Origin of the sequence: Microlunatus ginsengisoli, assembly GCF_039537205.1 — a bacterium.
Lineage (GTDB): Bacteria > Actinomycetota > Actinomycetes > Propionibacteriales > Propionibacteriaceae > Microlunatus > Microlunatus ginsengisoli.
The window spans coordinates 36,170-51,375 of the sequence record NZ_BAABAB010000002.1; the positions used below are offsets into that span (position 1 = coordinate 36,170).

General features: G+C 72.6%; 14 protein-coding genes. 1 reads left to right on the plus strand and 13 read right to left on the minus strand.

Going from position 1 to position 15,206, the window contains the following annotated elements; all coding sequences use genetic code 11:
• Nucleotides 1–104: 104 nt before the first annotated feature.
• From ABD747_RS00690 to steA, 6 genes are all read right to left on the minus strand, one after another.
• Entirely contained in the window at nt 105–1,772 is a 1,668-nt protein-coding gene (locus ABD747_RS00690) for a CTP synthase (protein WP_344801142.1), read from the minus strand.
• A gap of 76 nt (nt 1,773–1,848) precedes the next feature.
• Nucleotides 1,849–2,886 carry a glycosyltransferase family 4 protein gene (locus tag ABD747_RS00695; protein WP_344801143.1) on the minus strand — a complete coding sequence of 346 codons (1,038 nt, stop codon included), beginning with the start codon at nt 2,884–2,886 and terminating at the stop codon, nt 1,849–1,851.
• A complete protein-coding gene (gene murJ, locus ABD747_RS00700; RefSeq protein ID WP_344801144.1) occupies nt 2,879–4,531 on the minus strand; it encodes a murein biosynthesis integral membrane protein MurJ in 1,653 nt (550 codons plus the stop codon). The genes ABD747_RS00695 and murJ overlap by 8 nt, the downstream gene beginning before the upstream one ends.
• A complete protein-coding gene (locus ABD747_RS00705; protein ID WP_344801145.1) occupies nt 4,521–5,339 on the minus strand; it encodes a hypothetical protein in 819 nt (272 codons plus the stop codon). Before ABD747_RS00705 ends, murJ begins: the two co-directional genes overlap by 11 nt.
• 80 nt (nt 5,340–5,419) lie before the next feature.
• Nucleotides 5,420–6,346 (minus strand): copper transporter, encoded by a 927-nt coding sequence (locus tag ABD747_RS00710; RefSeq protein WP_344801146.1) that lies wholly within the window; start codon nt 6,344–6,346, stop codon nt 5,420–5,422.
• 19 nt (nt 6,347–6,365) lie between these two features.
• Nucleotides 6,366–7,544, minus strand: coding sequence for a putative cytokinetic ring protein SteA (steA, locus tag ABD747_RS00715; protein ID WP_344801147.1), 1,179 nt, complete (start codon nt 7,542–7,544; stop codon nt 6,366–6,368).
• 93 nt (nt 7,545–7,637) lie between these two features.
• Here steA and ABD747_RS00720 point away from each other — a divergent pair, with 93 nt between their 5' ends.
• Nucleotides 7,638–8,846 carry a cation:proton antiporter gene (locus ABD747_RS00720; protein ID WP_344801149.1) on the plus strand — a complete coding sequence of 403 codons (1,209 nt, stop codon included), beginning with the start codon at nt 7,638–7,640 and terminating at the stop codon, nt 8,844–8,846.
• 302 nt (nt 8,847–9,148) lie between these two features.
• Here the strand turns inward: ABD747_RS00720 and ABD747_RS00725 are convergent, their stop codons facing one another.
• The 7 genes from ABD747_RS00725 to ABD747_RS00755 all read right to left on the minus strand — a co-directional run bounded on the left by ABD747_RS00725 (nt 9,149) and on the right by ABD747_RS00755 (nt 15,100).
• Nucleotides 9,149–10,177, minus strand: a complete 1,029-nt coding sequence (locus ABD747_RS00725; RefSeq protein WP_344801150.1) for an NAD kinase — start codon at nt 10,175–10,177, stop codon at nt 9,149–9,151.
• A gap of 44 nt (nt 10,178–10,221) precedes the next feature.
• Complete coding sequence (locus ABD747_RS00730) at nt 10,222–11,025, minus strand: TlyA family RNA methyltransferase (RefSeq protein ID WP_425562457.1); 804 nt, start codon at nt 11,023–11,025, stop codon at nt 10,222–10,224.
• 15 nt (nt 11,026–11,040) lie between these two features.
• Nucleotides 11,041–11,202, minus strand: a complete 162-nt coding sequence (locus ABD747_RS00735) for a hypothetical protein (protein ID WP_344801152.1) — start codon at nt 11,200–11,202, stop codon at nt 11,041–11,043.
• A 41-nt stretch (nt 11,203–11,243) separates the two neighbouring features.
• Nucleotides 11,244–11,960 (minus strand): hypothetical protein, encoded by a 717-nt coding sequence (locus tag ABD747_RS00740; protein ID WP_344801153.1) that lies wholly within the window; start codon nt 11,958–11,960, stop codon nt 11,244–11,246.
• A gap of 68 nt (nt 11,961–12,028) precedes the next feature.
• Nucleotides 12,029–13,036 (minus strand): HAD-IIA family hydrolase, encoded by a 1,008-nt coding sequence (locus ABD747_RS00745; protein WP_344801154.1) that lies wholly within the window; start codon nt 13,034–13,036, stop codon nt 12,029–12,031.
• Entirely contained in the window at nt 13,033–13,785 is a 753-nt protein-coding gene (locus tag ABD747_RS00750) for a hypothetical protein (RefSeq protein WP_344801155.1), read from the minus strand. Before ABD747_RS00750 ends, ABD747_RS00745 begins: the two co-directional genes overlap by 4 nt.
• A gap of 529 nt (nt 13,786–14,314) precedes the next feature.
• Complete coding sequence (locus ABD747_RS00755) at nt 14,315–15,100, minus strand: DeoR/GlpR family DNA-binding transcription regulator (protein ID WP_344801242.1); 786 nt, start codon at nt 15,098–15,100, stop codon at nt 14,315–14,317.
• Between the last annotated feature and the right edge of the window lie 106 nt (nt 15,101–15,206).

The window sequence follows — 15,206 nt, forward strand, 5'->3', positions numbered from 1 at the left end:
GGAGTGCAGGAGTGTTTTGTGCCGATACGCTTTTCGTCGGCACAAAACACGACGAACGAGCGAGATCCGGCGGAGCTCATGACCGCGGAGCGCGGAGCGACCATTCAAACCGTGCGGTCCACGGGCAGCCGGGTGGCGAGGTTGCGGTCCAGCGCCGCCTCCACCAGGCCGACGAACAGCGGGTGCGGCCGGGTCGGCCGCGACTTCAGCTCCGGGTGGGCCTGGGTCGCCACGAAATAGGGGTGGACCTCCGCCGGCAGTTCGATGAACTCGACCAGCTTGGAGTCCGGCGATGTCCCGCTGATCACCAGGCCGGCGTCCTCGAGCTGCTTGCGGTAGCCGTTGTTCACCTCATAGCGGTGCCGGTGACGTTCGCTGACCCGGCTCTGGCCGTACCGCTTCGCGACCACCGAACCGCCGGCCAGCTCCGCCGGGTAGGCCCCCAGCCGCATCGACCCGCCGAGATCGCCGTCGCCGGAGACGATGGCGATCTGCTCGGCCATGGTGGCGATCACCGGGTGCGGGGTGTCCGGGTTGAACTCCGAGGAGTCCGCGCCCTCCAGCCCGGCCAGGTGCCGGGCCACCTCGATCACCATGCACTGCAGGCCGAGGCAGAGCCCGAGGATCGGGATCTGGTGCTCGCGGGCGTACTTGATCGCGCCCACCTTGCCCTCCACCCCGCGGATCCCGAAACCGCCCGGCACGCAGACCCCGTCGACCTGGGCGAGCACCCGGGCGGCGCCCTCGGGGGTCTCACACTCGTCCGACGGCACCCAGCGCACGTTCACCTTCGCCCGGTTCGCGAAGCCACCGGCTCGCAGGGCCTCGACCACCGAGAGGTACGCGTCGGGCAGGTCGACGTACTTGCCGACCAGCGCGATGGTCACCTCCTCCTTCGGCTTGTGCACCCGCTCCAGCAGCTCGTTCCAGGTGGTCCAGTCGACGTCGCGGAAGGGCAGGTCGAGCCGGCGGACGACGTACGCGTCCAGGCCCTCGGCGTGCAGCATCTTCGGCAGGTCGTAGATGCTCGGTACGTCGGTGTTCTCCACCACCGCCTCGACGTCGACGTCGCACATCAGCGAGATCTTGCGCTTGGTCGAGTCGGGGATCTCCCGGTCGCAGCGGCAGACGATGGCGTCCGGCTGGATGCCGACCTGGCGCAGCGCCGCCACCGAGTGCTGGGTCGGCTTGGTCTTCAGCTCACCGCTCGGCCCGATGTAGGGGATCAGCGAGACGTGGACGAAGAACACGTTCTCCCGGCCCACGTCGTGCCGGACCTGGCGGGCCGCCTCGAGGAACGGCAGCGACTCGATGTCGCCGACCGTGCCGCCGATCTCGTGGATCACCACGTCGACGTCGGGACCGCCGATCCCGATCATCAGGTCCTTGATCTCGTTGGTGATGTGCGGGATCACCTGGACCGTGTCGCCGAGGTAGTCCCCGCGCCGCTCCTTGGCGATCACCGAGGAGTAGACCTTGCCGGTGGTCACGTTGGCGTCGGCGGTGAGGTTCACGTCGAGGAAGCGCTCGTAGTGGCCGACGTCGAGGTCGGTCTCCGCGCCGTCCTCGGTGACGAACACCTCGCCGTGCTGGAACGGGTTCATCGTGCCGGGGTCGACATTGAGATAGGGGTCGAGTTTCTGCATCGTGACCCGCAGTCCCCGGGCCACCAGCAAGCTGCCGAGGCTGGACGCCGTCAGGCCCTTGCCGAGCGAGGAGGCGACCCCGCCGGTGACGAACAGATGCTTGGTCGTTTTCGCGCGCGGTCCCACGGGCCTCCAGCCTATCCGGCGCTACGCGTTCCACCGAAATCGGCACACCGAACTGGCCGACTTCGGCTCGTCCGGATCAGCGCAACACCGAGTGATACGCGGCGAGCACGTCGGCGGCCACCGCGTCCTCGTCCGGCCAGGCCGCCGCCTCCGCCCGGCCGCGGGCGGCGAGCTCGGCCCGCAGGAACGGCAGCTCGGCCAGGTGCCGCAGCGCGCGGGCGGCCGCGGGCGCGTCGCCGGAGCGGACGAGCACGGCGCCGTCGCCGACCAGCTCGGGCACGCCGCCGACCTTGGTCGCGATCAGTGGTACGCCGGCCAGCAGCGCCTCCTGGGCGACCAGTGCCCGGGCCTCCCAGGTCGACGTCAGCAGGGCGACGTCCGCGGCGGCCAGCAGATCGGGCACGTCGTTCCGCGAGCCGACCAGGGCGACCGGCAGCCGCTCGGCGTCGATCCGGTCCTGGAGCGCGTTCCGTTCCGGCCCGTCGCCGACCACCACGAAGCCGAGCCGTACGTCCGCCCGGACCTCGGCGGCCACGTCCAGCAGCATGCCGAGGTTCTTCTGCGGGGCCAGCCGGCTGACGGTGAGCACCAGCAGCCGGTCGGGCCCGAACCCCAGCGCCGCGCGGACCGCGTCGCGATCGCCGGTCGGCGCGGCCAGCGCCGGCGCCGCGACCGGACCCAACCGCGCGTTCCGGGCACCGCACCAGCGGGCCTGCTGCACCAGGTCGGAGCTCGCGCCCAGGGTCAGGTCCGCGCCACGGGCGACGAAACGCTGCAGCAGCCGGGCGGCCGCGGCCTGCCGGTCCAGCCCGAGGACCGCGTTGTGCCAGCTGACCACCAGCGGCGTCCGGCGGAGCAGCCGGACCGGCACCGCGAGCCCGCCCGCCTTGTAGCCGTGCGCGTGCAGTACGTCGGCACCGCTGAGCCTCCGCAGCTCGGCCGGCGGGCGGACGTCCGCACCGGCGAAGCCGTGCGCCCGCGCGGTCGTTTCGGGCGCATAGACCCGGACCCGGTGCCCGGCGGCGGCGAAGCGCGGCGTCAGGCTCGCGACGTGCCGGCCGATGCCACCGGTGCTGGCGGTCAGCACCAGTGCGATCTTCAGCGACTCAGTCATCGCCATGCCCCCTGCCTTCCGACGCCGTCGACGGGCGCACCACCCGCACCACCTCACCCAGCAGCCGCCGATCCAGCACCCAGACCAACCCCGCGAAGACTGCCGTCGCGGCGAGCGCCGTGCCGACCGATCCCAGCACGGCGGCGACCAGCCCGACACCGGCGAACGCGGTCGCCGCGCCGCCGACCGCGAACCCGGCCACCGCGGCCGCCCCGATCCCGACCAGCAGGGCTCGGCGCAACCCCGGACGTACGCCTGCCCGGGCCAGCAGCAACCATCCCGTCACGGCCCCGATGATCATGGCCAGCGAGGTCGCCCCGGCCAGCCCGGTGACCACCCAGCCGGCGGGCAGCGCGCGGGCCGCGAGCACGAGCACGATCACCGCGGACCAGGCCAGCCCCGTGGTGATCCCGGCGTCCCGGGCGCGGTGCCGGGCGAGCAGCGTGCGGGTGGCCAGACCCATCAGGCTGAAGCCGATCACCGCCGGCGCGAACGCGATGATCGGCCGGGCCAGCGCGGCCGTGTCGCCGGAGCCCGGACCGAGCACGAAGACCCGGGCGACCGGCACCGCGGTCGCCACCAGCAGACCGGCGCCGAGGCACGCCAGCACCGTGATCGGTCCGGCGGCACCGCGCAGGATGGCGGTCACCGGCTCGTCGCCGTGCTCGGCCGCCGCACTCATCCGCGGGAAGATCATCTGCAGCAGCGGTGCGGCCAGCACCGCATACGGCAGCAGATAGATCGCGTTCGCCCAGGTGTAGCGGGTCAGCGCTCCCGGGTCGGGCGTCTGCTGGGCCGCCCAGCTGACCACCAGGATCGAGATCTGCTGGATGATCAGCCCGACCCCGCCGGCCCCGGCAATCCGGATGATCACCGAGCGGTCGTCGCCGGCGAAGCGGAGCCGCGGCCGCAGCCGAAGATCCAGCCCGGCCATCCCGATCACGCTCGTCGCGGCCAGCGCCAGCACCCCGAGCGTCGTCCCGATCCCCAGCACCAGCAGCGATTTCCGGCTGAGCGCGGTGAGGTCGGCGCCCGCGTCCGAGCCGGCGGTGAGCCAGAAGATCACGTACGCGATGATCACCACCAGCGACGACACCAGCGGCGCGGCCGCCGCCGCCAGGAACCGGTGGTGGGCCTGCAGCACTCCGGCGCTGACCACGGCCAGGCCGTACAGCCAGATCTGTGGGACGAACATGATCAACAGTGCGGCGATGGTCGCGGCGCTGCTCGGGCACTCCGGCTTGGCGAAGGCCTGGGCATAGAGCCGCGTCCCGGCCAGCGCCAGCAGGGTCGGCACGGTGAGCACCAGCAGGGTCCACGACAGCAGTGCCGACACCGTCGCCGACGACTCCTCGCGCCGTCCCGCGCCGACGTGCCGTGCGATCACCGGCACCACGACGCCGGCCAGCACGCCGCCGGCGACGATCTCGAAGAGCACGTTGGGGAGCGTGTTGGCCGCGTTGTACGCGTCGCCGAGGCAGGTGTCGCCGACCGTCTTGGAGAACACCAGCGACCGGCCGAAGCCGATCACGCGGGCGCTCAGGGTCAGTGCCGCGATGCCGGCGGCCACCCCGCCGAACGTCCGCCCGACCCGCTCCGCGGCCTCCGCCCGCGGGCCGCCGTCATCGGCGTCCTCAGCGGACACGACCCCAGCCGTCCACCGCGCGCAGCACCGCATTGCCCGCGATCACCTCGGTAAAGCTGACCCGCTCGCTGATCGCGGTCAGCGCGACGACCCCGGCGAGGGAGGCCAGCCGCGCCGGCCGCGGCAGCGCCGCCGCGGCGCTCACGCCGAGACCGGCACCAAGGGCGTTGGCGCCGCAGTCGCCGAGCATGGTCCGCTCACCGAGATCGCTCGGCAACGACCCGGCCGCGGCGCCGACCACCGGACCCGCGCCGCGCCCGGCGAGGGCGGCACCGAGCAGCAGCGCGACCTTGGCCGCCCGCCCGGGTCGCAGGTCGAACAGGTTCACCAGGTTCGCCAGCCCGGCGGTCAGCCCGGTGTCGATCACGATGTCGACCAGGGCACCGACTGCCCCCGCCCGACCCCCGGCCCGATCCCCGGCACGACCGCCCACGCGGGCCCGGGCGAGCAGGCCCGCCGCCGCGGCAGCGCTCAGCCCCACCCCGACGAGCTTGATCATCCCGCTGGTCAGCGTGCCGGCCCGGAGCGCCCGCAGGTGTCCCCGGAAACCCTTGGCCCGGGTGTCGCCGAACAGGTCGTCGTAGAGGCCCACCGCGCCGGCGCCGCCGACCGCGACCGCCAGGGGCGCGCACCCGCGGCGGGAGGCGGTTGCCGCCGCCCCGGCCAGGACGGCCGCCACCGCGACGGGGCCACCGGCCAGCGAGACCGTACGTCCGGCGAAGTTCGTTCTCCGCCAGCGCGATTCCAGGTCCCCGGCAGCGACCCGGTCCAGCATCCGGTTCCCGGCCAGCGCGACGCCCGCGGCCACGCCGGATCCGACAGCGGCTGTCACCGCCGCCGGTGCCCAATCGCGGGCACCTCGGCCGCACCCTCCCCGTGCCCGCACGATCAACGCACCGGCAGCTCGGGGGTGGGGGCGTCGGCGCCGGTCAGCGCGCCGTAGTGGCCGTGCCGGCCGAGCAGCTGCTCCTTGCCGGCCAGCAGAACGGTGGTCACCCCGCTGCTGAGGTCGGCGACGTCGACGGTGCTCAGCACGCCCGCGCCGTTCGCGTCGGTCCGGACCGCCAGCACGTCGGTGCCCTGGATCCCGGTGCTGTTCGGGCCGGCCACGACCGTGCCGGCGGACGTCCCGGCGACGCCGAGGTCGAACTGGACGTGCGCGGCGAGCTGGTCGGCGGTCGGCGTGACGGCCGGCGCCTCCGCCGTGACGATCACGGCGAGGTCGGCCAGCTCGGGTGCCTTTCCGTCGAAGGCGACCAGGCCGGCACCGCTCAGCGCCTTGGTCAGCGCCTTCGCCACCGCGTCCTCGGCGGCCGGCTCCTTGGCCAGCAGCGCTCGTCCGACCGCGACCCCCAGCTTGCCGGCCGCGCTGGCGTCGGGCTCGAGCCCGAGCACGGACTCCTCGCTCCCGATCGCCTCGTCCACCTTGTCCGGTGCGCTGTCGGCGAACGCGCTGTCGTCGATCCGAGCCGTCTTGGTGATCTCGCCGCCGGCCACCGGCACCGCCTTGGCGATGGCGTCCACGGTCGCGCTCGGCGCGTCCGGCATCACGATCAACGCCACCCGGCGCCCGGTCAGCAGGCCGGCGGTGACGGTCGGCGCGACCCGGTCGTCGTACGCCTCTCGATACTTCTCCAGTGCATTGCGCCGGTCGATCTCGGTCCGCAGCTCCTGCACCGTCTTGCGGTCCTGCTCGGCCTGCTGGGTCAGCCCGGAGTCCACCGACGGCCGCAGCGTCACCCCGATCACGATGCCCACGCTGAGCGCGAGGAACACCGCCATCAGCGAAACGATGTGGTAGCGGAAGTTGATCACGAGCGACCGGCTCGCATGATCATGTGAACAACTCCTTCAGCCAATACAGCACGTCGCGGATCCGTGCCAGCACGAGGCTTCCGACCGCCGAGCCGAGATCGGTCATCAGCATCGCCGTGATCAGCGCCAGCAGCGCCGAGGCGATCAGCAAGATCAGGTGCCAGGTCTTGATCTGGCTGTGATAGATCCGCGAGACCCCCTTCGCGTCGACCAGCTTCGGGCCCACCCGGAGCCGGGTGAGGAAGGTCGAGGCCATTCCGGCCCGGCCCTTGTCCAAGAACTCCACCAGCGAGGCGTGGGTGCCGACCGCGACCAGCAGCTGGGCCCCCTTGGAGTCGGCGAGCAGCATGGCGGCGTCCTCGCTGGTGCCGAGGGCCGGAAACCTCACCCCGGTCAGCCCCAGCCTCGTCAGCCGCTCCAGTCCGGGCGCCCGGCCGTCGGGATAGGCGTGCACCACCAGCTCGGCGCCGCTGCGCAGCACCCGGTCGGAGCAGGAGTCCATGTCGCCGATGATCAGGTCCGGCTTGTAGCCCGCCTCCAGCAGCGCGTCCGCGCCGCCGTCCACTCCCATCAGCAGCGGTTTGTACTCGGAGATGTAGGACCGCAGCGCGTCCAGGTCGGAGCGGTAGTCGTACCCCCGGACGACGATCAACACCTGCCGACCCTCGATCTGCGTACGGATCTCGGGCACGCCCACGCCCTCGAGCAGCAGTTCCTTCTCCGCCCGCAGATACGTCATGGTGTTGTCGGCGAACGCCTCGATCTGGTCCGCCAGCCCCACTCGCGCCGCGGCCAGCTGGCCGGCCAGCCGCTCCGGCGTCATCCGTACGCCCTCGGCCACCACCCGGCCCTGCGGATCCAGCAGCCGGCCCTCCTCCAGCCTGACTCGATCACCCTCGTGCAACCGGGTCATCGCCGCCTCACCGACGTCGTCGATCAGCGGGATGTCCGCGTCGAGCAGGATCTGCGGGCCCAGGTTCGGATAGCGGCCCGATACCGACTGGACGGCGTTGACCACCCCGCCCGGCTGTGCGAGCACCAGAGCCTCGGCGCTGACCCGGTCCAGGTCGCTGTGGTGGATCACCGCGATCTCGCCCGGCCGGAGCCGTTTGGTCAGGTTCTTCGTCCGCCGGTCGACGCGCACCAGGCCACCGACCTCGGTCGGTGCGGAGCGGCGACGAAGCGTGGGCAGTCTCATGGTCGGCATCCATCCTCGCACCTGCCAGCGAACGGCCGGGTTCTCACGCCCGGCGCGGTGGACGCCTCCGGACGTGTCACTAGAGTTCAGCCCATGGAGGCACCGGATCCAGCCGTCTCTTTGTTCTGGATCGCGCTCTGCGCCGTCGCGGCGCCGCTGCTCGCCGGTTTCGTGCCACGCAAGATGCTGCCCGAGGTCGTGCTGCTGCTGATCTTCGGCGTGATCATCGGGCCGAACGTGCTCGGTCTCGCCGTCACCGACGAGGCGATCGGCCTGCTCCGCGAGCTCGGGCTCGGCATGCTGTTCCTGCTGGCCGGCTACGAGGTCGAGCTCAAGGAGTTGACCGGCCGCGGCGGCCGCCGGGCGCTGGTGACCTGGCTGATCAGCCTGGGCCTCGCCTTCGTCCTGGTCTGGCTGGTCGGTCTGAGCGGCACGATGCATGCCGAGGTCGCGGTCGCCATCGCGCTCACCTCGACCGCCCTCGGCACCCTGTTGCCGATCCTCAAGGACGCCGGCATGCTCGGCACCCCGTTCGGCGCCGCGGTGCTCAATCACGGCGCCTTCGGCGAGCTCGGCCCGGTGGTCGCGATGGCGGTGCTGCTCAGTGCTCGTGCGCCCGGGCTGTCGATCGTGGTGCTGGCGGCGTTCGCCGTGCTGGCCGTGGTGATGACGCTGCCCTGGACCCGGCTGCGGCACGGCACGACGAGGGTGATGGAGCTGATCCGGTCCGGGTCGGAGACCACCGGGCAGACCACGGTCCGGCTGACCGTGCTGCTGCTGGTCGCCCTGCTGGTGCTGGCAGGGGCCTTCCAGCTCGACTCGGTGCTCGGTGCGTTCGCGGCCGGGTTCATCCTGCGTCGCGCCTTGCCCGACGGCGACGAGCAGCTCGAGCACAAGCTGAACGGGCTGGCGTTCGGCCTGCTCATCCCGATCTTCTTCGTCACCTCGGGGATGGCGATCGACCCGGCCGCGGTGGCCGCCCACCCGCTCGGGCTGATCGCGTTCGTGGTGATGATCCTGGTCGTCCGCGGGATCCCGGTGTACGTCGCCGGCCGGCTCCAGCGCAACGCGCTGACCGGCGAACGCCAGTTCGACGGCCGCGACAGTCTCCGGCTCGGGCTGTACGCGGCCACCGGGCTGCCGATCATCGTCGCCGTCACGACGACCGCGGTGAACGCCGGTCAGATGTCGGCCGAGAACGCCTCCCTGCTGGTCGCCGGCGGTGCCCTGACCGTGCTCGCCCTCCCGATGACGGCCACCCTGCTGGCGCATCCTGCCGATTCGCGCCCGCTCCGCGCTTGACCCCTCTCCCGGTCCCCCGGGCCGCAACTTCGCTCGCTTTGCACCCACTTCGCTCGACGTCATTCACGCGCGAACTGGGTCGAACCCGCGCGAAGACGAGCCAGGGGCCGGCCGGGGCCGAGCAGAAGCCGAGCAGGAGCCGAGCAGGAGCCGACAACCTCGTCCGCACCCCACCCGCTGCAACTTCGCTCGCCCCACGCCCACTTCGCTCGCCTTGCACCCACTTCGCTCGACGTCCTTCACGCGCGAACTGGGTCGAACCCGCGCCGAGTCGAGCCAGGGGCGGGCCAGCGCGGGGGGTGTCAGGCCGAGCGGAGGTGGGTCGGGCTGGCGAGGGCGGTGGAGGGGAACTCCTGGGGCTCGTCCTCCAGCTCGGCCAGGCCGCGCCAGCCCTCGACCCGGAGCCCGAACTTGCGCACCAGGCGGTCGGTGAACGGCGACTCCGACAACCGGGCGAGCCGCAGCCGGTGCCGGCCGCGGACGACCTCGACCTCCATCCCGGGACGGAACTCGATGCTGCGCCGGCCGTCACAGGTGATCAGGCCGCTGGTCGGCGACGCGTCCAACAGCTCGACCACGACCACCGAGCTCGGGCCGAGCACCAGCGGCCTGGCGAACAGGGCGTGGGCGCTCAGCGGGACCACGAGGAAGGCGTCCACGCCCGGCCAGATCACCGGCCCACCGGCCGAGAAGGCGTACGCCGTCGATCCGGTCGGCGTCGCCACCAGCATCCCGTCGCAGGCCCACCGCGACAGCGGCCGGCCGTCGATCTCCACCACCAGCTCGACCATCCGCTCCCGCGCGGCCTTCTCGATCGACACCTCGTTGATCGCGTACGAGCACCACACCGGTCGGTCGTTCTCGCGCAGCGTCACCTCGATGGTGAATCGCTCCTCCACCGTGTACGAGCAGGCGACGACGTGAGCCACGATGCTGTCGATCTCGCTGGACTCGGCCTCGGCGAGGAACCCGACGTGACCCAGGTTGACGCCCAACAGGGGAATGTCGGAGCTCATCACCCACTCGGCCCCGCGCAGGATGGTGCCGTCACCGCCCAGCACGACCATCAGCTCGTACGGCAGCCGTTCCGCGGCCTCGATCTCGCCCTGCTCGATCCGCGGCGGCACGAGCTCACTGATCGAACGACCCAGCCGTTCCTCCAGCACCGGCCGGTCCTCGGTCGGCACGGCCACATCCAGTCCGGCGGTCAGCAAACCGCCGACCAACCGGGTGGCGGCGTCCACCGCCTCCGGTCGGCCCATGTGGGTCAGCACGGCCACCCGGCGCGCGCACTCGGGGGCCGATGCCGGTCCAGCGGTCTGCGCGGTCACCGGGCCAGCATAAGAGGCACGGATCTCGAGCATCGGGTGGCTGCTCAGCCGAAGTCGACCCGGTCCAACGGGTCGCCGGTCGCGGCCGGCCCGCGGACCAGCAGAACGAAGAACTCCACGTTGCCGCCGCCCCCGGGGTGCCGGCTGCGGACACAGCCCCGGACGCCCCAGCCCAGGTCCGCCGCGGTCCGGACCACGTCGACCACCGCTTGCCGCCGCAGCGCCGGATCGCGGACCACGCCGTTCTTGCCCAGCCGGTTCCGCCCGACCTCGAACTGCGGCTTCACCAGAAGGATCAGCACCGCCGTCGGCGCCGCCACGGCCACCAGCCGGTCGAGCACGAGTCCGAGCGGGATGAACGACAGGTCGGCCACCACCACATCCACCGGCTCACCGTCCAGCCGGTCGAGACTCAGCTCCCGCAGGTTGGTCCGCTCCCGCACGACGACTCTGGCGTCGGTCCGCAGCAGCGGCGCCAGCTGGTCGGTGCCGACGTCCACCGCGTAGACGACGGTGCAGCCGCGTTCCAGCAGCACCTGGGTGAAGCCGCCGGTGGACGAGCCGGCGTCGAGCGCACGGCCACGGACCCGCAGGCCGAGATCGTCCAGCGCCCCGATCAGCTTGTGCGCGCCGCGCGACACATAGTGATCGGGCGCAGCGACCGCAACCTCGTCCGCCGGTGTCACCGTTGCGGACGCGCGGCGGGCCGCGACCTCGTTGATCGTCACCAGACCGGCCGTGATCAGTTCCCGGGCCTGGCCTCGCGACCGCGCCAGCCCGCGATCCACGAGGGCGCGATCCAGCCGGATCGCAGCCCGCACTTGCTGCTCGGGCGAGTCGGGGACCACCGGAGGCCCCAACGCTCAGCTCGCCGGTGGCTCGTTCAGCGCACGGTGCAGCGCTTCGTGCACCTCGGCCAGTCGATCATGGTGCTCGCCGACCGGGCGCTCGGCCAGGTCGTCCAGGCCGCGAACCAGCTCGTCGAAGTTCCCGGTCCGCTCCTCCTGCGTCCGCGCAGGGTCCACGGGCCGAGCTCCGGCGGGTGGCCTGGGTATGGGCGCCTCGGTCACGAGGCGCCGTCGGCAGCGGGAGCCTTCTTCGCGGCGGACTTCTTGGCGGCGGACTTCCTCGCCGGAGCTCTCTTGGCCGGGGCTTTCTTCGCGGCGGTCTTGCTCGCCGTGCTCTTCGCAGCTGCGCTCGTCGGGGCCGCAGTCGTCGAGGCTGCGCTGGCGGAGGCCGCGCTGGCGGAGGCAGCGCTGGTGGAGCTCGGGGCCTTCTTGGCCGGCCGCTTGACCGGCGCGACCGGCGCCGGTTCGGCCGCGGGAGCGCTGGCGGCGGGCTCCGCCGCAGCGCTCGCTGCAGCGGGTGCCTTCTTCGCCGGCGCCTTCTTGGCCGGCCGCTTGGCCGGCGCCGGGCTGGGCCCCGCCGCCTGGCCTGCCGCCGCCGGGCCTCCTGTAGTCGGGCCCGCCGCCGCGGTCGCCGCCCGCAGCGCGGCGATCTCTGCCTTGATGGCCTCGAGGTCCTCCGCCTTGGCCAGCCCGAGCTTGCCGACCGCCTTGGTCACTTCGGCGTCGACGAACTTCGTGAGCGCCTGCCGGTTGGCCTTGCTGGTCGCCAGCAGCTCGTCGGCCAGCTTGGTCACCCGGTCGCCCGCGTCGGCCGCCACGTCGCCGAGACCGGCCTGGTCCAGCAGGCCCTTGGCGGTCGCCATCGCCTTCTCACGCGTCGTCTTGGTGAGCCCGCTCGCCAGCTGGGCGTAACTCTGCAGGGCTTCGATGACCATCGTGGTCTCCTCACTCGTCCGGCCGTGCCCCTACCGTATCCCCGGCGGCTCGTCGGGCTCCCGGCGAGCTACGGCGTGCCGAGCAGCGGGGAGATCGAAGTGTGGTCGAGCGGTCGACCGGAATCGGCGTACGTCCAAGCGAGCCTGGCGGCCGCCCACAGCCCGGCGACCGCCTGCGCGCGATTCCGCGGCGGCGCGAGCAGCCGCAGCGCACCGTTCTCGACGACCGCCGTCGCCCCGCCGCTGCTCGCCCGGTCGCCGTCGACCGTCACCGACAGCGCGGGCTCCAACAGCGCCTGGACGTTCCAGCCGAGGTACGTCGGTCGGGCGTCCGGTCCGGCGGCCAGCAGCTCGGCGGCCCCGTGGGCTCCGGTCAGCACCATCATCGAGTCGATCCCGAGCGCCACGGCGCCGTTGATGTCGGTGTCCAGCCGGTCCCCGACGAAGATCGGCTTGGCCGCCCCCAGACGCTCGATCGTCTCGGCGAACAAGGGCCGGTAGGGCTTGCCGGCCACCTCCGGATCGACGTCGACCGCAACCCGGACGGCTGCGACGGCCGCGCCGTTACCCGGCACGATCCCGCGATCGGTGGGCCGGGTCATGTCGGTGTTCGTCGCCAGCCAGTGCGCTCCCCGGTTGACGGCCACGGCTGCCTCGTTGATCTGCTCCCACAACAGATCTGTCGACCAGCCCTGGATGACGGCGACCGGATCGTCGTCAGCGGATCGGACGCCGGTCAGGCCGGCCTCGGCCAGCGCGGCCCACAGCCCTCCCCCGCCGACGACGAGCACCTTCGCGCCCGGCCCGAACCGCTCGCGCAGCAGATGCGCGCCGGCCTGGGAGGAGGTGACCACGTCGCTGGTCTGCGCGGAGATGCCCAGATCGCGCAGGTGTTCGGCCACGCTGGCCGGCGTCCGGGCGGCGTTGTTGGTGACGAAACCGATCTTGGTGCCGCGCGCCCGCAGCCCGGCCACACCGTCGGCGGCACCCGGCACCGGCTCGGGTCCGAGATAGATCACACCGTCAAGATCGAACAGGGCAGCGTCGTAGGACCCGATCACCGGCTGGTCGCTCACTCGGCACCCCGCCGGGCCGCCGGACCGGGGTCCGCGGTCCGCACCCGATCGGCCGGGTGATCACCGTGATCGTCCCCGTTCAGATCGTCCCCGCCCAGATCGTCCCCGTCGTCGAAGTCGATCACCAGGCCGTCGAGCTCGTCCACCCGCTCGGCCGCGTCCGTCTCCTGGTCGGTGTCCAACGCGGCGGCGGTGGCGAAGGCGCGCCGGGCGTCCGGCTCTCGCTCGGCTCGGAGCAGCGCCTCGCCGTAGGCGTAGAAGAGTCGCCCGCGCGCCGCCCGCAGCCGCTCGCCGCCGGCGGCGAACCGCTCGACAGCCGCGGCAAGCACGCGCAGCGCCTCGGCCTGCTGGCCGAGATCGGCCCGGGCTCCGGACTCCACGATGATCATCTCGATCTGCAGCGCCGGGTCGAGGTCGTAGCGGCGCGACTCCTTGGCCAGCTTCAGCGCGGTCTGTGGCCGCCCGAGCGCGCGCTCGCAGTCGGCCATCACCGGCAGGTAGTCCTGGGTTCCGGTCATCCGGCGCAGCGCCCGGAACTCTTGCAGCGCAACGTCGAAGCGGCCACTGGCGTACGCGGTCTCGGCGACCGCTTCACGCACGATCGGAAGCCGCGCCGCCCGGCGCTTCGCCGCCTCCGCGTGCGCATGCGCTCGATCCGGATCGGAGTCGATCAGCTCACCGGCCACCACCAGGTGACTGGCGACGATCTCGGCCAGGTCCTTCGGCAGCCCGCGCAGCTCGGCTCGCACCGCTCGGTGCAGTGCGCGCGTGTCGACATCGGCCGGAATGGGCGGCTCGTCAGGTCGGCGGTCGAGTCCCGGCGGGGCCGGTGGCTGGCCTCCCGAGCCACGCAGGGAGTCCCGTCGCTGGCTGCTCTGGCCTCGTCGCTCGCCGCTCGGGCCCCGTCCCTGGCCGGACTGCTCCGGCCGGTCGCCGCCCTTCCGCGCCTGATCGGCCGATGACCGCGCCGCGCCGTGAGTGGTGCTGTTGGGCCGCGACGACGCCGGGCGGGAGCCGCGCGGCTTGCCAGCGGCGGTCTGCCCCGAGCTCGGCCGGCCGGCCGCGGCACTATCGCGTCCGCGCGAGTCCGATCCCCCGCGTCCACGCGAGTCCGATCCCCCGCGTCCACGTGCGCCCGAGCCGTCGCTCGCGCGACCACCCGAGCCCTCGCCCCCGCGACCGCGACCGGGCGGTCGGGAGCCACGCGGCTTCCTGTCGTCTACCACCGCTCAATCCTGTCTGGTCGAGACCGCCGACGCAAAGCGGTCGCCCGCCGGTTCAGCCCGCGGACGCGGATCCGACCACGACCACCTCCGGACCGGCCGCGGCGAGCTCACGGATGGTATCGGCGCCGGCGCCGGCGTCGGTGATCACCAGATCCACCTCGCTCACCGCCGCGAAGGCGCAGAACGAGTTTCGACCGAGCTTGCCCGAGATGACCGGCACGACCCGCCGCCGGCCCGCGAGCACCATCGCCCGCTTGGCCGCCGCCTCCTCCGGGTTGGTGGTGGTGAGGCCGTGGCCGACGCTCAGCCCGTTGACCCCGATGATCGCGAGGTCGACGGTCAACGTGCTCAGCCGCCGGCTGGTCCAGACATCGACGGCCGCCGAGGTCACGCCGCGCAGCGTGCCGGGCAATGTGATCACGCGAAGGTTCTCCAGGCCGGCCAGGTAGTGCGCGGCGGGCAGGTTGTTGGTCACCACGGTCAGCGCCCGGTCGCGCGGCATGGCGCGCGCGCAGACATAGGTCAGCGACCCGGAGTCCAGGATCAGCACCCCGTCCTCGGGCAGCTCGGTCATCACCCGCTCGGCGATGACGAGCTTGTCCGCGTACTGCTCGGCATGCCGCGCCGCCAGCGCCTGCTCGAACGGCGTGCTCCGCAGCAGCTCCGCGCCGCCTCGGATCCGGCGGACCAGACCTCGCCGCTCCAGCACGTCGAGGTCGCGCCGCACGGTCTCACCCGTCACGCCCAGTTGCTCGCTGATCTGGGCCACGCTCGCCCGGCGGCCGTCCAGACCGCGCAACAGCTCGGTGATGGTTCGTTGCCGCTCGGGCGGGTACATGCTCAACGGTTGTGCTCCTCGGCTGGACGACCATTCAAGCACGGCTGCCCACAGGCCGCCTCATTGCAGCGAAACGGGCATCAATTCTGCATCGAACTCGTCTTTG

Coding starts and splice junctions, on each gene's coding strand:
- ABD747_RS00695 (WP_344801143.1), bottom strand. CDS start 2,886: ATGACTGAGTCGCTGAAGATCGCACTGGTGCTGACCGCCAGCACCGGT.
- steA (WP_344801147.1), bottom strand. CDS start 7,544: ATGAGACTGCCCACGCTTCGTCGCCGCTCCGCACCGACCGAGGTCGGT.
- ABD747_RS00720 (WP_344801149.1), top strand. CDS start 7,638: ATGGAGGCACCGGATCCAGCCGTCTCTTTGTTCTGGATCGCGCTCTGC.
- ABD747_RS00740 (WP_344801153.1), bottom strand. CDS start 11,960: ATGGTCATCGAAGCCCTGCAGAGTTACGCCCAGCTGGCGAGCGGGCTC.
- ABD747_RS00755 (WP_344801242.1), bottom strand. CDS start 15,100: ATGTACCCGCCCGAGCGGCAACGAACCATCACCGAGCTGTTGCGCGGT.